The organism is Geobacillus sp. JS12 (assembly GCF_001592395.1).
In the GTDB taxonomy this organism is placed as follows: domain Bacteria; phylum Bacillota; class Bacilli; order Bacillales; family Anoxybacillaceae; genus Geobacillus; species Geobacillus zalihae.
Map to the genome: position 1 here is coordinate 3161788 of NZ_CP014749.1, position 20713 is coordinate 3182500.

At 52.8% G+C, this 20713-nt stretch carries 16 protein-coding genes, 10 tRNA genes, 1 rRNA gene and 2 pseudogenes; all 29 read left to right on the plus strand.

Annotated features, from left to right (window positions below; genetic code table 11):
* The first annotated feature begins 91 nt into the window (after positions 1 to 91).
* The 29 genes and pseudogenes from A0V43_RS15495 to A0V43_RS15635 all read left to right on the plus strand — a co-directional run bounded on the left by A0V43_RS15495 (position 92) and on the right by A0V43_RS15635 (position 20499).
* Positions 92 to 168: transfer RNA gene (locus tag A0V43_RS15495), tRNA-Met, on the plus strand.
* A gap of 12 nt (positions 169 to 180) precedes the next feature.
* Positions 181 to 252, plus strand: a tRNA-Glu gene (locus A0V43_RS15500).
* Between the two features lie 197 nt (positions 253 to 449).
* Positions 450 to 2929: pseudogene (spoIIE, locus tag A0V43_RS15505) on the plus strand (stage II sporulation protein E).
* Between the two features lie 65 nt (positions 2930 to 2994).
* Positions 2995 to 3735: a vWA domain-containing protein gene (locus tag A0V43_RS15510; protein ID WP_011229573.1), complete on the plus strand. Its 741-nt coding sequence runs from the start codon at positions 2995 to 2997 to the stop codon at positions 3733 to 3735.
* Complete coding sequence (locus tag A0V43_RS15515; protein ID WP_011229574.1) at positions 3698 to 4672, plus strand: serine/threonine protein kinase; 975 nt, start codon at positions 3698 to 3700, stop codon at positions 4670 to 4672. The genes A0V43_RS15510 and A0V43_RS15515 overlap by 38 nt, the downstream gene beginning before the upstream one ends.
* Positions 4673 to 4739: 67 nt before the next feature.
* Entirely contained in the window at positions 4740 to 6134 is a 1395-nt protein-coding gene (tilS, locus tag A0V43_RS15520; RefSeq protein ID WP_012820457.1) for a tRNA lysidine(34) synthetase TilS, read from the plus strand.
* 11 nt (positions 6135 to 6145) lie between these two features.
* Complete coding sequence (hpt, locus tag A0V43_RS15525) at positions 6146 to 6691, plus strand: hypoxanthine phosphoribosyltransferase (protein ID WP_012820458.1); 546 nt, start codon at positions 6146 to 6148, stop codon at positions 6689 to 6691.
* A gap of 94 nt (positions 6692 to 6785) precedes the next feature.
* Positions 6786 to 8684 carry an ATP-dependent zinc metalloprotease FtsH gene (gene ftsH, locus A0V43_RS15530; RefSeq protein WP_011229577.1) on the plus strand — a complete coding sequence of 633 codons (1899 nt, stop codon included), beginning with the start codon at positions 6786 to 6788 and terminating at the stop codon, positions 8682 to 8684.
* Between the two features lie 126 nt (positions 8685 to 8810).
* A complete protein-coding gene (locus tag A0V43_RS15535; protein ID WP_011229578.1) occupies positions 8811 to 9587 on the plus strand; it encodes a type III pantothenate kinase in 777 nt (258 codons plus the stop codon).
* Positions 9588 to 9595: 8 nt separating this feature from the next.
* The gene (hslO, locus tag A0V43_RS15540; protein ID WP_015373710.1) at positions 9596 to 10486 is read left to right on the plus strand and encodes an Hsp33 family molecular chaperone HslO; all 891 of its coding nucleotides are present in this window, start codon (positions 9596 to 9598) and stop codon (positions 10484 to 10486) included.
* An 86-nt stretch (positions 10487 to 10572) separates the two neighbouring features.
* Positions 10573 to 11499, plus strand: coding sequence for a cysteine synthase A (gene cysK / locus A0V43_RS15545; protein WP_011229580.1), 927 nt, complete (start codon positions 10573 to 10575; stop codon positions 11497 to 11499).
* 113 nt (positions 11500 to 11612) lie between these two features.
* Positions 11613 to 13033, plus strand: a pseudogene (pabB, locus tag A0V43_RS15550) (aminodeoxychorismate synthase component I).
* 5 nt (positions 13034 to 13038) lie between these two features.
* A complete protein-coding gene (pabA, locus tag A0V43_RS15555) occupies positions 13039 to 13614 on the plus strand; it encodes an aminodeoxychorismate/anthranilate synthase component II (protein WP_015373712.1) in 576 nt (191 codons plus the stop codon).
* A 5-nt stretch (positions 13615 to 13619) separates the two neighbouring features.
* Positions 13620 to 14495, plus strand: a complete 876-nt coding sequence (gene pabC, locus A0V43_RS15560) for an aminodeoxychorismate lyase (RefSeq protein ID WP_015373713.1) — start codon at positions 13620 to 13622, stop codon at positions 14493 to 14495.
* On the plus strand, positions 14495 to 15346 hold the full coding sequence (folP, locus tag A0V43_RS15565) for a dihydropteroate synthase (protein WP_015373714.1): 852 nt from the start codon (positions 14495 to 14497) through the stop codon (positions 15344 to 15346). Before pabC ends, folP begins: the two co-directional genes overlap by 1 nt.
* Positions 15309 to 15698, plus strand: coding sequence for a dihydroneopterin aldolase (gene folB, locus A0V43_RS15570; protein ID WP_128578049.1), 390 nt, complete (start codon positions 15309 to 15311; stop codon positions 15696 to 15698). The genes folP and folB overlap by 38 nt, the downstream gene beginning before the upstream one ends.
* Positions 15699 to 16226: a 2-amino-4-hydroxy-6-hydroxymethyldihydropteridine diphosphokinase gene (folK, locus tag A0V43_RS15575; RefSeq protein ID WP_063193530.1), complete on the plus strand. Its 528-nt coding sequence runs from the start codon at positions 15699 to 15701 to the stop codon at positions 16224 to 16226.
* A complete protein-coding gene (locus A0V43_RS15580; protein WP_011229587.1) occupies positions 16178 to 16399 on the plus strand; it encodes a helix-turn-helix domain-containing protein in 222 nt (73 codons plus the stop codon). Before folK ends, A0V43_RS15580 begins: the two co-directional genes overlap by 49 nt.
* Before the next feature lie 16 nt (positions 16400 to 16415).
* A complete protein-coding gene (dusB, locus tag A0V43_RS15585; RefSeq protein WP_011229588.1) occupies positions 16416 to 17417 on the plus strand; it encodes a tRNA dihydrouridine synthase DusB in 1002 nt (333 codons plus the stop codon).
* A gap of 330 nt (positions 17418 to 17747) precedes the next feature.
* On the plus strand, positions 17748 to 19232 hold the full coding sequence (gene lysS, locus A0V43_RS15590) for a lysine--tRNA ligase (protein ID WP_015373717.1): 1485 nt from the start codon (positions 17748 to 17750) through the stop codon (positions 19230 to 19232).
* 220 nt (positions 19233 to 19452) lie between these two features.
* Positions 19453 to 19569 (plus strand): 5S ribosomal RNA (gene rrf, locus A0V43_RS15595).
* 8 nt (positions 19570 to 19577) lie between these two features.
* Positions 19578 to 19653 (plus strand) — tRNA-Val (locus A0V43_RS15600).
* A gap of 247 nt (positions 19654 to 19900) precedes the next feature.
* Positions 19901 to 19976: transfer RNA gene (locus tag A0V43_RS15605), tRNA-Lys, on the plus strand.
* A 10-nt stretch (positions 19977 to 19986) separates the two neighbouring features.
* Positions 19987 to 20071, plus strand: a tRNA-Leu gene (locus tag A0V43_RS15610).
* Between the two features lie 11 nt (positions 20072 to 20082).
* Positions 20083 to 20157: transfer RNA gene (locus A0V43_RS15615), tRNA-Gly, on the plus strand.
* 16 nt (positions 20158 to 20173) lie between these two features.
* Positions 20174 to 20259: transfer RNA gene (locus A0V43_RS15620), tRNA-Leu, on the plus strand.
* A gap of 3 nt (positions 20260 to 20262) precedes the next feature.
* Positions 20263 to 20336, plus strand: a tRNA-Arg gene (locus tag A0V43_RS15625).
* 4 nt (positions 20337 to 20340) lie between these two features.
* Positions 20341 to 20414 (plus strand) — tRNA-Pro (locus A0V43_RS15630).
* 12 nt (positions 20415 to 20426) lie between these two features.
* Positions 20427 to 20499 (plus strand) — tRNA-Ala (locus A0V43_RS15635).
* Positions 20500 to 20713: the final 214 nt, after the last annotated feature.

A 20713-nucleotide genomic window follows, 5' to 3' on the forward strand; every position in this document is an offset into this window, starting at 1 on the left:
GAATAAGAGGATATATTTCCCCTCTGCATTTTCCGCCTATATGTATTGACAATCGTCATCTCCTCCGTTATGATATAAACTGTTGTCACACGGCGGTGTAGCTCAGCTGGCTAGAGCGTACGGTTCATACCCGTGAGGTCGGGGGTTCGATCCCCTCCACCGCCACCAACAATCAAACATGGCCCGTTGGTCAAGTGGTTAAGACACCGCCCTTTCACGGCGGTAACACGGGTTCGAATCCCGTACGGGTCATCGCAAACGAGCATGCGCCATCAAGCGACATGCTCGTTTTTCTTTTTTGTCTCTTTCTGTCGGGACAAGCCTGTTGACCGCGTTTTGCCGTGGAAAACGTCGAACGATTTTTTATTTTTCTCTGTGGTTTTGACAAATTTCTGACAATTCAAGCTATATAATAGGGGGTAATAGAAAGGTAAAGGAGAGGATCGGGAATGGAAAGAGTAGAAAGAGGGACGGTGCGCCGCAGCATTTCGGAAGTGCCGATTCATGACACGCAAGCAACGGTGTCGCGCTGGATGCGCCATGTGAAGCTGCGCCTTGGTCATCTGTTCATCCATCAAGGCTTTTTGCTTCTTCTTGTCGGCTTTTTGCTTGGACGAGCGTTGATTTTATCGAAGCTGACCCCGTTCGCTTTGCCATTTTTCGTTTCGGTCTATATGCTGCGCCGCGACAAGGCCGCTTTTGCGTTGATCTCGCTGTTGGCCGGTGCTTTGACGCTGTCGCTTGATGTGGCGCTGTTTGTCGGCATTTCCATTTTTGGCTTTCTCTTTATTTACGGATGGGTGCGGAGGGTGATCAGTGAGTCACTGAAAATCGTTCCATTTGTTGTGTTTGTGCTGTCTCTTTCCGCCAAATGGCTGATCTCCTATTATTGGCTCGGAGAGCGATCGGTCTACGGCGCCGCCATGGCGGTCGTCGAAGCCGGGCTGTCGCTTGTATTGACCTTGATTTTTATGCAAAGCATCCCGTTGTTGACAGTGCAGAAGCATAAACATGCGTTGCGAGCGGAAGAGATCATTTCGTTGATCATTTTGCTCGCCTCGATGTTGACCGGGATGATCGGTTGGGCTGTGTACGGTTTGTCGCTTGAGCATGTGATGTCGCGCTACCTCGTTTTGTTGTTCGCGTTTGTCGCCGGGGCGGCGACCGGCTCCACCGTCGGCGTTGTCACCGGGCTTGTACTGAGCTTGGCAAATGTCGGCAACTTGTCGGAAATGAGTTTGCTTGCTTTCGCCGGGCTGCTTGGCGGGTTGCTGAGGGAAGGGAAAAAACTTGGGGTGGCGTTCGGCCTCCTCGTCGCGACGCTGTTGCTTGGTTTATACGGCGAAGGGAAGAGTGAGCTTGTGCCGACGTTGCTTGAATCCGGCATCGCAATTATGCTGTTTTTTGGTACATCCCGTTCACTGACGGAGAAAATCGCCAAATACATTCCCGGCACGGCAGAATATATCAATGAGCAACAACAATACGTCCGGAAAATCCGCGATATGACGGTGCAACGCGTCTCGCAGTTTTCCAACGTCTTTCAGGCGCTGGCGGAAAGCTTTTCGCCCGAACCGCTTCCGGATGCCAATGAATACAGCGACCGTGAAGTCGACTATTTTTTGAGCGACATCACGGAAAAAACGTGCCAAACGTGCTTTAAGAAGACGCAATGCTGGGCGGACAACTTTCGTACAACCTATGCGTACATGAAGCAAATGATGGGCGAGGCGGACGAAAAAACATTGTCGCAAAACCATCAGTTGTTGCGCGAGTGGGAGCGGTATTGCGTCAAGGCCGGCAAAGTCGTCGACGCGATTGAAAAAGAGATGGTTGCTTATCAAGCAAACCGCAAGCTCAAACGGCAAATCCACGAAAGCCGGAAGCTTGTCGCTGAACAGCTGTTGGGCGTTTCGCAAGTGATGGACGATTTCGCCAAAGAAATGCAGAAAGAACAGGAAAACCATTATTTGCAGGAAGAACAAATTTACCATGCGCTGCAAGAGTTTGGCATCGAAGTGGGCCATGTCGACATTTACAGTTTGGAAAAAGGAAATATCGATATTGAAATGAGCATCCCGTATTGCGAGGGGCGCGGCGAGTGCGAAAAACTGATCGCGCCGATGCTGTCAGATATTTTAGGAGAGACGATCGTCGTCAAGCGCGAAGAGTGCGCCGCCTACCCGAACGGCTACTGCCGCGTCGCCTTCGGCTCGACGAAAGCGTTCGTCGTCGAAACGGGCGTCGCGTTTGCCGCCAAAGGAGGGGGTTCATTTCTGGCGACAGTTATGCAACGATTGAACTTGCTACCGGCAAGTACGCCGTTGCCATCAGCGATGGCATGGGCAATGGGGAGCGGGCGCATGACGAAAGCCGCGAGACGCTGCGCCTGTTGCAAAAGATTTTGCAGACGGGAATGGACGAGTCGATTGCCATCAAATCGATCAATTCGATTTTGGCATTGCGGACGACAGAAGACATGTATGCGACGCTCGATTTGGCCATCATCGACTTGCAAAACGCGGCGACGAAGTTTTTGAAAATCGGATCGACGCCAAGCTTTATTAAGCGCGGCGACAAGGTGATGAAAGTGGAAGCGAGCAACTTGCCGATGGGCATCATTAAAGAAGTGGAATTTGACGTTGTCACCGAGCAGCTGAAATCGGGCGACTTGCTCATTATGATGAGCGATGGTGTGTTTGAAGGGCCGATGAACGTCGAAAACCATGATGTTTGGATGAAGCGGAAAATTCAAGAATTAAAGACGAACGACCCGCAGGAAGTCGCCGATTTGATCATGGAAGAAGTGATTCGCCAATGCGGCGGCGAGATTGAAGACGATATGACCGTCGTTGTCGCCAAAGTTCGACACAATACGCCGAAATGGGCGACGATTCCGGCATACATGTATATGAAAAAGGCGCAATAGCTAGCGTATAAAAACGTTCCCCTGCGGCGATGATGGTAATACATTCGCCAAGGAGGGGAACGAACGTGCGAAAGGGAACGTTGCGGCAAATTTTGCTCATTACCGATGGCTGCTCCAACCATGGTGAGGACCCAGCCGCCATGGCGGCGCTAGCCCGTGAGCAAGGCATTACGGTGAACGTGATCGGCATCTTGGATCAAGGTGCGATGGATGAAAACGGACGGCGGGAAATTGAAGCGATCGCCGCGGCTGGCGGCGGGATGAGCCAAGTCGTGTACGCGAAACAGCTGTCGCAAACCGTGCAAATGGTGACGCGCCAAGCGATGACTCAGACGTTGCAAGGGCTCGTCAATCGCGAGTTGAAACAAATCTTTGGTTCTGACGTTTCGCTTGAGGACTTGCCGCCGGACAAGCGCGGCCAAGTGATGGAAGTCGTCGATGAACTCGGGGAAACGGTTGCCCTTGATGTGCTCATTTTGATCGATACGAGCGGGAGCATGAAAACAAAACTGCCGACCGTCAAAGAGGCGCTCATCGATTTATCGCTCAGCTTAAATGCGCGCATGGGCGAAAACCGCTTTTCGGTGTTCATCTTCCCGGGAAAACGGGCGCACGCCGAAAAAATGATCGACTGGACGCCAAGGATTGAAGAGTTGTCCACCATCTTTCCGAAATTGGCGTCGGGCGGGCTGACGCCGACCGGACCGGCGCTGCGTGAGGCAATCGCCTATTTTGAGCGTAAACGGTCGTTAAGGAGCTGGATCGGCGATGGCGATGAGCCATACATCGAAGAATCGTCTTTGTAATTTGCCGCCTGGTACGGTCATCACTGGGAAATGGCATGGCCGTTCCTACCGGCTGCTGCGGCGGCTTGGCAGCGGGGCGAACGGCGTCGTCTATTTGGCGGAGAACGGCCGGACTCGCGTCGCCGTCAAGTTGAGCGATGACTATGCGTCATTGGCATCGGAAATGAATATATTGCGCCGTTTTGCTAAGGTCCAGGGAGCCGCCCTCGGGCCTTCTTTGCTGGAAGCCGATGACTGGCAAAGCCCGTTTGCGCGGGAGACGATCCCGTTTTATGTGATGGAGTATATTGAAGGGGAGAATTTCGCTGCTTTCATCCGCCGCCGTGGAAAAGAATGGGCGCCCGTGCTCGTGATGCAGCTGTTGTCGGTGCTTGATCGGCTTCATCAAGAAGGATGGGTATTTGGGGATTTAAAGCCGGATAATTTGATCGTTACCGGGTCGCCGCCGTCGGTTCGGTTGCTTGATGTGGGCGGGACGACGCTGCAAGGAAGGGCGGTAAAAGAGTTTACTGAGCTGTATGACCGCGGCTATTGGGGGCTTGGATCGCGCAAAGCGGAGCCATCTTACGACTTGTTTGCGGCGGCGATGGTGATGATTTCCTCTTGCTGCCCGGGGCCGATTGAGAAAAAGGGTGACGGTCGGGCGCAGCTGTTGTCCATCATCGAAACGGACCGCTTTTTAACCCGATACAAGGAGGTGCTGCAAAAGGCGCTTGACGGCCGATATCGAAAGGCGGCCGATATGCGTCGCGACTTATTGGCCGCCTCTTCCCGCCATACATCGGCGGAAAACGAAAGAAAGGCGGTGCCAAGCCGTCGGTCGGGGCGGCAGGTGAAACGGCGCCGCCAAGCGAGAGGGATTGTCGAAACGGTGGTCATCGCCGCCGCATTGCTGGGCGCCTATGCCTTTTATATATATTGGCAGCTGGCGATGTAATTGTTTTGAGAAAACAGGGCGGACGTGTTACGATGAAGCTGAACGAAACGCAAAGAGGTTGGCTCGGATGATCGACAAAGTGCGCGCCTTTATCCACAGGCATCAACTGCTTTCAGAAGGAGCGGCCGTCATCGTTGGCGTCTCCGGAGGCCCGGATTCGCTTGCGTTGCTGCACGTTTTTTTGTCGCTGCGCGACGAATGGAAGCTTCAGGTCATAGCGGCCCATGTTGACCATATGTTTCGTGGGCGGGAGTCAGAAGAAGAGATGGAGTTTGTGAAACGTTTTTGCGTGGAGCGCCGTATTTTATGTGAGACTGCGCAAATCGACGTCCCGGCCTTTCAGCGCAGCGCAGGTCTCGGCGCCCAAGAGGCGGCGCGGATCTGCCGCTACCGCTTTTTTGCCGAACTAATGGAAAAGCATCAAGCGGGGTACGTCGCCGTAGGCCATCATGGCGACGATCAAGTCGAGACGATTTTAATGCGGCTTGTGCGCGGCAGCACAAGCAAAGGATACGCTGGTATCCCCGTCAAACGTCCGTTTCACGGCGGCTATCTCATCCGTCCGTTTTTGGCTGTCAGCCGGGCGGAGATTGAAGCGTATTGCCGGCAGATGGGGCTGTCTCCACGCCGCGATCCGAGCAATGAAAAAGACGATTATACGCGCAACCGGTTCCGCCATCATATTGTCCCGTTGCTGCGGCAGGAAAATCCGCGCCTGCACGAGCGGTTTCAGCAATACAGCGAAATGATGGCGGAAGATGAGCAATTTTTGGAGGAATTAGCCGCGGACGCGCTGAATAAAGTAATGGAAAAACAACATCGCGATGCGGCGCTTTCCATCGGACCATTTTTGGCGCTGCCGCGACCGCTGCAGCGCCGGGTGCTGCAGCTGTTGCTTCTCCGTCTTTATGACGGCGTTCCGCCGACATTGACTTCCGTACATATCGGCCATATACTGATGCTTTGTGAGCGCGGCCGCCCTTCCGGAATGATCGATTTGCCAAAAGGGCTCAAAGTGATTCGCTCGTACGACCGCTGTTTGTTTACGTTTGACGCAGAAAGCGGCGAGAAAGGCTATTGGTTTGAACTGCCGGTTCCGGCGCTATTGCCCCTCCCAAACGGCTATGCAATCATCAGTGAATTTGGGGAACACTATCCAAGAAAGCAGGCCGGGAATGATTGGTTCGTCGTGGATCCTGCTTCCGTCTCCTTGCCGCTTCGCGTGCGGACGCGTCGGCGCGGCGACCGGATGGTGCTCAAGGGGACGGGAGGCACGAAAAAATTGAAAGAAATTTTCATTGAAGCAAAAATTCCGCGGATGGAAAGGGATCGCTGGCCGATTGTCGAAGATGCCGACGGTCGCATCCTTTGGGTGCCTGGCTTGAAAAAATCGGCTTTCGAAGCGCAAAACCGTGGGCAAGCTCGCTATATTTTGCTGCAATATCAGGCGATGAACAGCTAGGAGGAAAAAAGATGGGGATGAAAGACGATATTCAAAAAGTGTTGATCACGGAAGAGGAAATTCAGGCAAAAGTCAAAGAACTCGGCGGTTTGTTAACGAAAGAATATGAAGGCCGTTTTCCGCTCGCTGTCGGCGTTCTCAAAGGGGCGATGCCGTTTATGGCCGACTTGCTCAAACATATTGATACATATTTAGAAATGGATTTTATGGACGTATCAAGCTATGGCAATGCGACCGTTTCATCCGGCGAAGTGAAAATCGTCAAAGACTTGAACACATCCGTCGAAGGACGGGATATTTTGATCATTGAGGATATTATTGACAGCGGGCTGACGCTCAGCTATTTGGTCGACTTGTTTCGCTACCGGAAGGCGAATTCGATCAAAATCGTCACGCTTCTTGACAAGCCGTCTGGACGGAAGGCGGACATTCAAGCCGATTACACCGGATTTACCGTCCCCGATGAATTCGTCGTCGGCTATGGGCTCGATTACGCGGAAAAATACCGCAACCTCCCGTTTATCGGCGTCTTAAAGCCGGAAGTGTACCAAAAGTAGAACGGTTGCTGGGCGACGGCCGAATTGTTTGTATTGAAACAAATTTCTATGATAGTATTGAGTATAGTGTGTTTCATATGGGAGGAGGCAAGAAATGAACCGGATTTTCCGCAATACCATCTTTTATTTGCTGATTTTCCTCGTCGTGATCGGCGTCGTCAGCTTTTTTAACGGCACGAACCAGCGAACGGAGCCGATGACGTACGATGCGTTCATCACTCATCTGGAAAACGGGGATGTCAAGTCGTTTTCCATTAAGCCGGAGCGCGGCGTATATGAAATCAAAGGCCAGTTGAAAACATATAGCGAAGGGCAGTACTTTTCCACCTACGTCATGAACAGTGACAAAGTGCTTGACCGCATCGATGCGGCGGCGGCGCGGACGCGGGTGGAAGTCGTGCCAGCGGACGAAACGAGCGGATGGGTGACGTTTTTCACTTCCATCATCCCATTTGTGATTATTTTTATTTTGTTCTTCTTCCTTTTGAACCAGGCACAGGGCGGCGGCAGCCGGGTGATGAATTTCGGCAAAAGCCGGGCGCGGCTGTATACGGATGACAAGCGGAAAGTCCGCTTCCGCGATGTGGCTGGGGCAGATGAGGAAAAGGAAGAGTTGGTGGAAATCGTCGAGTTTTTAAAAGATCCGCGCAAGTTTGCGGAACTTGGCGCCCGCATTCCGAAAGGGGTATTGCTCGTTGGGCCGCCCGGAACCGGGAAAACGCTGTTGGCGCGCGCGGTTGCCGGAGAAGCGGGCGTGCCGTTTTTCTCGATCAGCGGGTCGGATTTCGTGGAAATGTTCGTCGGGGTCGGGGCATCGCGGGTGCGCGACTTGTTTGAAACGGCGAAAAAAAATGCCCCGTGCATCATCTTCATTGATGAGATCGACGCCGTCGGCCGCCAGCGCGGCGCCGGCCTTGGCGGCGGCCATGACGAGCGTGAGCAGACGCTCAACCAACTGCTTGTCGAAATGGACGGCTTTAACGGCAACGAAGGGATCATTATTATCGCGGCCACCAACCGGCCGGACATTTTAGACCCGGCGCTGTTGCGCCCGGGGCGCTTCGACCGGCAGATTACCGTCGACCGCCCGGACGTCAAAGGGCGCGAAGCGGTGCTGCGCGTGCATGCCCGCAACAAGCCGCTCGATGAATCGGTTGACTTGAAGACGATCGCGATGCGGACGCCTGGATTTTCCGGCGCCGACTTGGAAAACTTGCTGAATGAGGCGGCGCTCGTTGCAGCGCGCCGCAACAAAAAGAAAATTGATATGAGCGACATCGACGAGGCGACGGACCGGGTGATTGCCGGACCGGCGAAAAAAAGCCGCGTCATTTCGGAAAAAGAACGGCGCATCGTCGCGTTTCACGAAGCTGGGCATACGGTCATCGGCATGGTGCTCGCCGATGCGGAAATGGTGCATAAAGTGACGATTGTGCCGCGCGGCCAAGCCGGAGGCTATGCGGTCATGCTGCCGAAAGAAGACCGCTACTTTATGACGAAAGCCGAACTGATGGATAAAATCACCGGACTGCTCGGCGGGCGCGTTGCCGAGGAAATCGTGTTCAATGAAGTGAGTACAGGGGCCCATAACGATTTTCAGCGGGCGACAAACATCGCGCGCCGGATGGTGACGGAGTTTGGCATGAGCGAAAAGCTTGGTCCGCTTCAATTCGGCCAACCGAGCGGGCAAGTGTTTTTAGGACGTGACTTACACAACGAGCAAAACTACAGCGACAAAATCGCCTATGAAATTGACTTAGAGATTCAGCGCATCATTAAAGAGTGCTATGAAAAAGCGAAACAAATTTTGACCCAACATCGGGACAAATTGGATTTGATCGCCAACACGCTGTTAGAAGTCGAGACGCTCGATGCGGAGCAAATTAAACATTTGTTCGAACATGGCACGCTGCCCAAAGACCGGAACGGGCGCGAGGAGTCCGGCAAAAGCGACGGCGATGTGAAAATCAACATCCAAAAGAAAGAGGAGTAATCGATGTCTCTGTTCGGAGGCATCTTTTTTTTGCCGGCGGCCCAGGGAAAGAAGGACAGTTTTTTTCCCGTAAGTATGATATGATAAAGAATGGGAATTTATCGAGGAAAAGCGAGGAATGAAGCGATGATTTTTGTATTGGACGTCGGCAATACAAACACGGTGTTAGGGGTGTATGACGGGGACGAACTGAAACATCATTGGCGCATTGAAACAAGCCGCTCGAAAACGGAAGACGAATACGGCATGATGATCAAAGCGCTCTTGAACCATGTCGGCTTGCAGTTTTCCGACATTCGAGGCATCATCATTTCCTCGGTCGTGCCGCCGATTATGTTTGCTCTTGAACGCATGTGTCTAAAATATTTCCATATCAAACCGCTCATCGTCGGTCCGGGCATTAAAACCGGGCTCGACATCAAATATGACAATCCGCGTGAGGTGGGCGCCGACCGGATTGTCAACGCGGTCGCCGGCATCCATTTGTACGGCAGTCCGCTGATTATCGTCGATTTTGGCACGGCGACGACGTATTGTTATATTAATGAACATAAACAATATATGGGAGGGGCCATTGCCCCGGGAATTATGATCTCGACAGAGGCTCTGTTTGCGCGGGCGGCGAAATTGCCGCGCATTGAAATCGCCCGCCCGGATGATATCATCGGCAAAAATACGGTCAGCGCCATGCAAGCCGGTATTTTATACGGTTATGTCGGACAAGTGGAAGGCATCGTGTCGCGAATGAAGGCGAAAAGCAAAATCCCGCCGAAGGTGATTGCTACTGGCGGTTTGGCTCCGCTCATTGCCAGCGAATCGGACATCATCGATGTCGTTGATCCGTTTTTGACGCTGACTGGCTTAAAATTGTTGTACGAGAAAAACACCGAGAAAAAAGGATGAAAGGCTTGATGAAGATGGGAGACTACTTAGTCAAAGCACTCGCTTACAATGGACAAGTGAGAGCGTATGCCGCAAGAACGACGGAAACGGTCGCCGAGGCGCAACGCCGCCACCAAACATGGCCGACCGCCTCAGCGGCCCTTGGTCGAGCGTTGACCGCTGGTGTTATGATGGGAGCGATGCTGAAAGGCGAGGAAACGTTGACGATTAAAATTGACGGCGGCGGCCCGATCGGCGTCATTTTGGTCGACAGCAACGCCAGAGGGGAAGTGCGTGGCTATGTAACGAATCCGCATGTGCATTTTGAGCTGAACGAGCACGGGAAACTTGATGTGGCACGGGCGGTCGGAAAAAATGGGATGTTGACGGTTGTGAAGGATCTTGGGCTGCGCGACTTTTTCACCGGACAAGTGCCGCTTATCTCCGGGGAGCTTGGCGATGATTTTACGTATTATTTTGCTTCGTCCGAACAAATTCCGTCATCGGTTGGCGTCGGGGTGCTCGTCAATCCCGACCATACCATCCGAGCCGCCGGAGGATTTATGATCCAGTTGATGCCCGGGACGGAAGAGAACACGATCACTCGCATTGAAGAGCGGCTGAAACAAATTCCGCCCGTGTCGCGCATGATCGAAAGAGGGCTCAGCCCGGAACAGCTGCTCGAACAACTGTTGGGAGATGGAGGCGTCCGTGTGCTCGAGACGATGCCGGTGTCATTCGTCTGCCGCTGTTCGCGCGAGCGGATCGCTGATGCCCTTATCAGCCTAGGGCCCGAGGAAATCCAAGACATCATCGACAAAGAAGGGCAGGCGGAAGCTTCGTGCCATTTTTGCAATGAAACGTACCATTTCGACAAAGCGGAGCTGGAACAGTTGAAACAACTCGCAAAAAAAGAATGAAAACAGTAAAATGATTGACAATTACGCCAATAGTTGATACATTGGAGACAAAGTCGATAAAATTAATGAGGATTAGAGGTGGAACAATGGCACGCACAGTCAACTCGATAACCGAATTGATCGGCGATACGCCGGCCGTGAAACTGAACCGCATCGTTGATGAAGACAGCGCGGATGTGTATTTGAAACTGGAATTTATGAACCCGGGCAGCAGCGTCAAAGACCGGATTGCGTTGGCGATGATTGAAGCGGCGGAAAAAGCGGGCAAGCTGAAGCCGGGCGACACGATCGTTGAGCCGACAAGCGGCAACACTGGGATCGGATTGGCGATGGTCGCGGCGGCGAAAGGATATAAAGCTGTATTGGTCATGCCGGATACGATGAGCTTGGAGCGCCGCAACCTGCTGCGGGCGTATGGAGCCGAGCTTGTGCTCACACCGGGTGCACAAGGGATGCGCGGAGCAATCGCAAAGGCGGAAGAGCTCGTCCGCGAGCACGGCTACTTTATGCCGCAGCAATTTAAAAACGAGGCGAACCCGGAAATCCATCGCTTGACGACCGGGAAAGAGATCGTGGAGCAAATGGGCGACCAGCTTGATGCGTTTGTTGCCGGCGTTGGCACGGGCGGAACGATCACCGGAGCAGGCAAAGTGTTGCGCGAAGCTTACCCAAACATTAAAATTTACGCCGTTGAACCGGCCGATTCCCCAGTCTTGTCGGGAGGAAAACCGGGCCCGCACAAAATCCAAGGGATCGGCGCTGGCTTTGTTCCAGATATTTTGGATACGAGCATTTACGATGGGGTTATTACGGTAACGACGGAAGAAGCGTTTGCGGCGGCCCGCCGCGCGGCTCGCGAGGAAGGCATTCTCGGCGGCATTTCGTCCGGCGCTGCGATTCATGCGGCATTGAAAGTGGCGAAAGAGCTCGGCAAAGGGAAAAAAGTGCTCGCCATCATCCCGAGCAACGGCGAACGTTATTTGAGCACGCCTCTTTACCAATTTGAAGACTAAGCAGACTTTTTCGGCAGGGGCAACCCTGTCGAATTTTTTACGAGGATGGTGACCCAGACGGACAATCATTGTACAATAAAAGTAACTATGGACATCGTAAGGAGCTGACGAGGATGGAACAGCGGCGCAGGCGACTGAAACGAACTATCGATTATCGCGGACGGGATTGGTTCCGCCAGTACGAACAGCTGGCCTATAGCCGGCCTCATCATGTGTTGCTTGAGAGCGGCCAAGGGGGAAGGTACAGCATGATCGGCCTTGACCCGATCGGAGTGATCCGCGCTGACGAGCGGCGGCTCATCATCAAGCAGCGCGGGGTTGAAACGGTGCTGGATGGCTCGCCGCTCGAAGGGCTCCGGCAATGGCTTCGGTGTTTCGCCGTGCCGGATGAGGGGGAGTCGTTGCCTTGCCAAGGCGGGCTGATCGGTTTCATTAGCTATGATGCGGTTCGCTATCTGGAACGGCTCCCGGTGCTCGCGCAAGATGATTTGCGGCTGCCGCTCATGTATTTTTTCCTCTTTGACGACGTAGCGATTTATGATCACCAAACTGAACAGCTTCATTTGCTTGCCTACGCGAATGAAGGGGAGGAAAGCGAAGCAAACCGGCGGCTTGCGCGGCATGCACGGATGTGGCTCGAGGATCGGAATGAAGCGCTGGTCTGGCCGCTTGCTGCCTCGACAGCTGCGCCGTCTGTTTCCATGACAAAAGAGAGGTTTATGGATGCGGTTCGCCGCGTGCAACGCTATATTGCGGCGGGCGATGTGTTTCAAGTCAACTTATCGGTGCGTCAGTCGCAGCCGCTGGTGACGCATCCATTTGCCGTCTACAAGCAGTTGCGGATGCTGAATCCGTCCCTTACATGGCGTATTTGCATACCCCGGAATTTCAAGTCGTCAGCGGCTCGCCGGAGTTGCTCGTCCGCAAGCGGGGATGGCGTCTTGAGACGCGGCCGATTGCCGGCACACGTTCGCGCGGTCGGACGGCGGCAGAGGATGAACAAATTGCTCGCAAGTTGCTTGCGAGTGAAAAGGAGCGGGCCGAGCACGCCATGCTCGTTGATCTTGAACGGAATGACCTTGGGCGCGTCTGTGCATACGGGACGGTTCGAGTTGACGAATGGATGACCGTCGAAAAGTATTCTCATGTGATGCATATCGTTTCTCACGTATCTGGCACCATGACGACGGAGCACGATGCGTTTTCCGTCATTCGCGCCATGTTTCCCGGCGGGACGATCACCGGCGCTCCGAAAGTGCGAACAATGGAGATTATTGAAGAGTTGGAACCGGTCCGCCGCGGCTTGTACACGGGCTCGATCGGTTGGATCGATTTTCAAGGAAACATGGAGCTAAACATCGCCATTCGAACGATGGTCGTCAAAGACGGATTGGCGCATGTACAGGCAGGAGCGGGCATCGTCATCGATTCCAACCCAGAGCATGAGTACAAGGAATGTTTAAAGAAAGCGGCTGCCCTTTGGAAAGCGAAAGAGCTGAGCGAAGCAGAGGCATTATTTCCGAGCATGAGGTGAGAATGATGATCGTCATGATTGATAACTACGATTCATTTACGTACAATTTGGTGCAATATTTGGGCGTGTTGGGAGAAGAGCTGATTGTCAAACGGAATGATGAAATTACGGTGGCTGAAATCGAACGACTCCGCCCTGATTTTATTATGATTTCCCCCGGTCCATGCACACCGAATGAGGCAGGGGTCAGCCTGGAAGTCATCGATCGCTTTGCCGGCCAAATTCCGATTTTCGGCGTCTGCCTCGGACATCAAGCCATCGCCCAGGCGTTCGGCGGCCGCGTTGTCCGCGCTCCAAGGCTGATGCACGGGAAAACATCGTCCGTCTACCATGATGGGGAGACGATTTTCCGCGGCGTGCCGAACCCGTTTACGGCAACGCGCTACCATTCCCTTATCGTCGAGAAAGAGACGCTTCCGGACTGTTTCGTCGTGTCGGCTTGGACGGAAGAGGGTGAAGTGATGGCGATTCGCCATAAAACGCTGCCGGTGGAAGGCGTGCAGTTTCACCCGGAATCGATTATGACAAGCCATGGGATGCAGCTGTTGAAAAACTTTATCAACACGTATAAAAAGGCGTGACAGTCATGTACGTGTATATCAACGGCGCGGTCGTTCCGCGCGAAGAAGCGCAGTTATCAGCGTTTGATCACGGCTTTTTATATGGGCTCGGCTTATTTGAAACATTCCGCACGTATAGCGGCCACCCTTTTTTGCTTGACGATCATTTGGCCCGATTGAACAAAGGGCTGTCTGAGCTTCACATCGAAAGGCAGTTCGGCCGCGCCGAAGTGGTGGCGATCATCGAGCAGTTGCTCGAGGCCAATGGCTTGCGCGACGCTTATGTGCGCTTCAATGTATCGGCCGGGGTCGGCGATCTCGGCTTGCCGATCGAACGTTACCGAAACCCGACCGTCATCGTCTATATGAAGCCGCTTCCGCCGTCCGTCCCTCCGGAAGGAAAAGAAGGGGTGGTGCTCGCGGCAAGGCGAAACAGCCCGGAAGGCAATGAGCGACTAAAGTCGCACCATTATTTAAACAATATGATTGGGAAATGGGAGCTCGGACATCGACCTCATGCGGAAGGAATTTTTTTGAATTCAGATGGTGCGGTAGCGGAGGGGATCGTTTCCAATATTTTTTGGGTGAAAGACGGCATCGTCTACACGCCAGCGCCGGCTGTCGGCATATTAAACGGCATCACAAGACAATTCATCATTGCTTTGCTCAAGCAGTTGCGCATCCCAGTTGAAGAAGGGGTATATCCGCTGTCCCATTTGTTGCAGGCTGATGAAGCATTTATCACCAACTCTGTGCAGGAAATTGTACCCCTTTGCCGCATTGGCCATTGCGTTTACCAAGGAAAAAATGGTCCGGTGGTCCGGGCCCTGCAGCACCATTACCGACGCTTGACCCATCGGCTATGGACGAGGAACGAATTGGCAGAAAGGATGAACGACTGATGACAACATCGATGCGCCCTCTTCGGCTTCAATGCCGCGGGCATGAGCTTGACTTAAACAAAAAAACGTTGATCATGGGCATTGTCAACGTCACGCCCGATTCGTTTTCCGACGGCGGCCGGTTTTACGACGTGGAAAACGCGGTCAAGCACGCGAAGCGGCTCGTGGCGGAAGGAGCAGACATCATTGACATCGGCGGTGAATCAACTCGTCCGGGGGCGGATCCAGTGCCGCTTGATGAAGAATTGCGCCGCGTCATTCCGGCGGTAAAAGCGATTGCTAAGGCGGTGAGTGTGCCAATCTCAATTGACACGTACAAAGCGGAAGTGGCGCGGCAAGCCATGGAAGCTGGGGCGCACATCATCAACGACGTTTGGGGAGCCAAGGCGGACCCTGATATGGCCGGTGTTGCCGCCACGTACGGCGCGCCGATCATTTTAATGCACAACCGCCGCGATATGGCCTATCGCGATTTGATTTCCGACATGATCGCCGATTTGAAAGAAAGCATTCGCATTGTCAAAGAGGCGGGTGTGAAAGATGAGAACATTATTTTAGATCCAGGGATCGGCTTCGCCAAGACGGTCGAGCATAACTTGGAGGTGATGCGGCGCCTTGATGAATTTGCCGCTCTCGGCTATCCGCTTTTGCTTGGCACGTCGCGCAAACGATTTATCGGCCATGTGCTCGGCGTGCCTGTCGAGGAGCGGGTCGAAGGAACAGGAGCGACCGTTTGTCTCGGCATCATGAAAGGGGTGCACATCGTCCGAGTCCATGATGTATTGCCGATTGCCCGCATGGCCAAAATGATGGATGCTATGCTTGGGAAGGGAGAGAGCGGTCATCGATAAAATTTATGTGCAAGGCATGGAGTTTTACGGCTACCACGGGGTGTTTCGCGAAGAAAACATCCTTGGCCAGCGATTTTTGGTCGATGTGACGTTGGATCTCGACTTGCAGCCCGCCGGGCGGAGCGATTGTCTTGAGTATACCGTCAACTACGCCGATGTGTACGAGCGCTGCCGGGCGATCGTTGAGGAGCGGACGTTCGCCTTGATCGAGGCGGTCGCTGAAGCGATCGCCGCCGACTTGCTCGCTGCCTTTCCTGTTGTCGAGCGCTGCATTGTCAAAGTGACGAAGCCGAATCCGCCGATTCGCGGCCATTATCAACATGTCGCAGTCGAAATTGCTAGGGGTCGTTAAATGGAAAACATCGCATATCTCGCTTTAGGCTCCAACCTCGGAGATCGTGTTTCCTATTTGCGTTCTGCCATTGAAGCGCTCCATCATCATCAGGAAATTTTGATCACATCGAGCTCATCGATTTATGAAACCGATCCGGTCGGCTATGTCAACCAAGGCAAGTTTTTAAACATGGTGATCGAGGTGGCGACGACGTTGTCGCCGTTTGCCTTGCTTGACGTGACCCAGCAAATCGAACGACACCTTGGAAGAAAAAGGGAAATTCGCTGGGGACCACGGACGTTAGACCTTGACATTTTGCTGTATAATCATGAAAATATTGAAACAGAGCAGCTGACGATCCCGCATCCGCGCATGGCGGAGCGGGCGTTCGTGCTCATCCCGTTGTTTGAAGTCAACTCCCACGTGGCAATACCGAACCTTTCCGAGCCGTTAATCGACATCATTGGCCGACTACCTGACAAAAAAGGAGTTCATGTATGGAAGCGGAAAGATGGGGAAGACGTATTCGCGCTTTTCGAAAGTTGAAAGGATATACGCAAGAAAGACTGGCGAAAGAACTAGGCATTTCCGTATCGATCCTTGGTGAAATTGAACGGGGGAACCGGATGCCGTCCGATTCGCTCGTTGGACAAATCGCCGAACGGCTGAATATATCGGTGGAAGAACTGGCGCCGCCGAAACTCGAATCGAACAAGTAGAAAGGAGGCATCTGCGATGTTTCGCATTGGCGATGTCGAAATTAAAAACCGCGTCGTGCTCGCTCCGATGGCAGGCGTATGCAACTCCGCGTTCCGCCTGACCGTCAAAGAATTCGGCGCCGGGCTTGTATGCGCCGAGATGGTAAGCGACAAAGGAATCGTATACAACAACGAAAAGACGTTAAACATGTTATATATTGATGAACGGGAAAAGCCGATCAGCTTGCAAATTTTCGGCGGCGAGAAAGAAACGCTCGTCAAAGCGGCGAAATTTGTCGATAAAAATACGAATGCAGATATCATCGACATCAACATGGGTTGCCCAGTGCCGAAAATTACAAATTGCGACGCTGGAGCGAAATGGCTGCTTGACCCGAATAAAATCTATGATGTCGTTGCCGCGATCGTCGATGCCGTTGAAAAACCGGTCACGGTGAAAATGCGGATCGGTTGGGATGAAAAGCACATTTACGCCGTCGAAAACGCTCAAGCCGTTGAGCGCGCCGGCGGGAAGGCCGTCGCCGTCCACGGACGGACAAGGGTGCAAATGTATGAAGGAAAAGCGGACTGGAACATCATCAAGCAAGTGAAAGAAGCCGTCAACATCCCGGTTATCGGCAACGGAGATGTCAAAACGCCGCAAGATGCAAAGCGGATGCTTGAAGAAACAGGGGTCGACGGCGTCATGATCGGACGGGCGGCGCTTGGAAACCCTTGGATGATCTATCGCACTGTCCGTTATTTAGAAACTGGAGAGCTCATCCCGGAACCGACGCCGAGGGAAAAAATCGATGTCTGCCTGCTGCATTTAGACCGATTAATTGCCTTAAAAGGCGAGTATATCGCCGTCAAAGAAATGCGTAAACACGCTGCTTGGTATTTAAAAGGCATTCGCGGCGCAGCGAAAATCCGCAACGCCATCAATGAATGTGAAACGCGGGACGAACTGGCCGCACTGTTGCTTCGCGTGGCGGAGGAAGCGGAAGTCCAAGCAGCGGCGAACGCCGAAGCCGTTTAACGGATTTCCGAAAGAAGTCTCCCACCTCAAGGAACGCGAAGGGTGTAACCCAGTGAGTAGGTGGGAGATGAATGTCGGTTGGCGTTAGCCAACGAATAGGATAGAATATGGCTAGAACGGACACCTTCGGAACGAATGGAAGCGTAAAGGGTTCTTGTGTGTGGCTTACCGTTCGGCGAACACGCACAAGTCGCTTGAAGCCTCCACCTCTAAGCGAAGCGTAGGTGTGGGTAGTTCACACAACGGAGATGACGTTCATGCAGCCAGAGGACTGCCAGCGAGCGCTGGCAGTATTTTTCGTAAAAAATCGCTAAATGGAGTGAATGAGGTATGAGTCATGAAGAATTGAACGACCAACTGCGCGTCCGCAGGGAAAAGCTGAAAAAAATTGAGGAATTGGGTGTCGACCCGTTTGGCAAACGGTTCGAGCGCACTCATAAAGCGCAAGAACTGTTCGAACTGTACGGAGATTTGTCGAAAGAGGAACTTGAAGAAAAGCAAATTGAAGTCGCCGTCGCCGGCCGCATCATGACAAAGCGCGGCAAAGGAAAAGCCGGGTTCGCCCATATCCAGGATGTCACCGGGCAGATTCAAATTTACGTCCGTCAAGACGATGTTGGCGAACAGCAGTACGAACTGTTTAAAATCTCTGACCTTGGCGATATCGTCGGCGTGCGAGGCACAATGTTTAAAACAAAAGTTGGTGAACTTTCCATCAAAGTGTCGTCGTACGAATTTTTGACGAAAGCCCTGCGTCCGCTGCCGGAAAAATACCATGGTTTGAAAGACATAGAGCAACGCTATCGCCAGCGTTATCTCGATTTAATTATGAATCCGGAGAGCAAAAAGACGTTCATCACCCGCAGTTTCATCATCCAATCGATGCGGCGGTATCTCGACAGCCGTGGCTATTTGGAAGTTGAAACGCCGATGATGCACGCCGTTGCTGGCGGCGCTGCGGCGCGCCCGTTCATTACGCATCATAACGCATTGGATATGACCCTTTATATGCGAATCGCCATCGAGCTCCATTTAAAACGGCTTATCGTCGGCGGTTTGGAAAAAGTGTATGAAATCGGCCGCGTTTTCCGGAACGAAGGCATTTCCACCCGCCATAATCCGGAGTTTACGATGCTCGAATTGTACGAGGCGTACGCCGATTTCCGTGACATCATGGAACTAACGGAAAACTTGATCGCCCACATTGCCACTGAAGTGCTTGGAACGACGAAAATTCAATACGGCGAGCATGTCGTCGACTTAACGCCCGAGTGGCGGCGCCTCCATATGGTCGATGCGATCAAGGAATATGTCGGCGTCGACTTCTGGCGGCAGATGAGCGACGAAGAGGCGCGGGAGCTGGCGAAAGAACATGGAGTGGAAGTTGCTCCACATATGACGTTTGGCCATATTGTCAACGAATTTTTTGAACAAAAAGTCGAGTCTCACCTCATTCAGCCGACGTTCATTTATGGCCATCCGGTTGAAATTTCACCGTTGGCCAAGAAAAATCCGGACGACCCGCGTTTTACCGACCGATTTGAGCTGTTTATCGTCGGGCGTGAACATGCCAACGCCTTTACCGAATTGAATGATCCGATCGATCAGCGCCAACGCTTTGAGGCGCAGCTGAAAGAGCGTGAACAAGGAAACGATGAAGCACATGAAATGGACGAAGACTTCCTTGAAGCGCTCGAGTACGGCATGCCGCCAACAGGTGGGCTTGGCATCGGCGTCGACCGTCTGGTCATGCTGCTGACGAACTCGCCGTCGATCCGCGACGTGTTGCTTTTCCCGCAAATGCGTCATAAATAAATTTGATCGCTCCCTGCAAAGACAAGCAGCAGGGGGCTTTTCATTTATGTAAAAATAGTTGTCGTTGTTTTGTTGAAAAACAAACACAGGAAGTCGAGTTGACAAACCACTCCCAACGTGTTATATTATGATAGCACGTTGAAATGACAGCACTAATCAAAAACAAGGACCTATTGACAAATAAATAAATTTAATTATAATATGACTTGTCTGTTGATTGTCTAGTGATGATAGCGGAGGGGAAACACCCGTTCCCATCCCGAACACGGAAGTTAAGCCCTCCAGCGCCGATGGTAGTTGGGGCCAGCGCCCCTGCAAGAGTAGGTCGTCGCTAGGCAATCCCGTGGAGGATTAGCTCAGCTGGGAGAGCACTTGCCTTACAAGCAAGGGGTCGGCGGTTCGATCCCGTCATCCTCCACCACTTATATTATATCTATATATAAGTACTATGAGCCATTAGCTCAGTAACGAGCGATGCATCTTTGAATTGGCTGCGAACTGCCTCGACGCATTTGACTTTCTCGAATAAGCTTGTAGAGGAAGAGGAAGGTAGAGCAACGAGCTTTGCATCATTGAGTTTGCTGCGAGTTGTCCCGACGCATCTTGCTTCCTTGAATATACTTGTAGAGGAAGGGACATCGTTCACTGTGAGTGTATACCCAACTCATGAGCCATTAGCTCAGTAGGTAGAGCATCTGACTTTTAATCAGAGGGTCGGAGGTTCGAGTCCTCCATGGCTCACCACAATTGATTTGCGGGTGTGGCGGAATTGGCAGACGCGCTAGATTCAGGGTCTAGTGCCCTTTACGGGCGTGGGGGTTCGAGTCCCTTCACCCGCATGTTGATTCGAGCGGAAGTAGTTCAGCGGTAGAACACCACCTTGCCAAGGTGGGGGTCGCGGGTTCGAGTCCCGTCTTCCGCTCCATTTATTTGCCCATTTAGCCGGGGTGGCGGAATTGGCAGACGCACAGGACTTAAAATCCTGGGGTAGGTCACTACCGTGCCGGTTCGAGTCCGGCCCTCGGCACTTGCGCTCGTAGCTCAATTGGATAGAGCATCTGACTACGGATCAGAAGGTTAGGGGTTCGAATCCTCTCGAGCGCGTTGGCGGGAAGTAGCTCAGTTTGGCAGAGCACATGGTTTGGGACCATGGGGTCGCAGGTTCAAATCCTGTCTTCCCGATAGCGGATATATGGGGCCTTAGCTCAGCTGGGAGAGCGCCTGCTTTGCACGCAGGAGGTCATCGGTTCGATCCCGATAGGCTCCACTGTTGCTTTATGTCTGTGCCTGCCGCTTGCAAGGGGATTTGAAGACGTGAGGTTCCTCGGTAGGATTACAGAGAAGCAAACGAAAGTAGCAACCTTGTGTCCTGCAAGTGAATGGAGAGAAGCGGGATTCTTCGACGAAAACCAGCAGAGAAGTTGTTTCAATGCAGCAACTTTGCGCCTGTGTCTTCTAGTGAATTCGGGGGAATTGGGTTC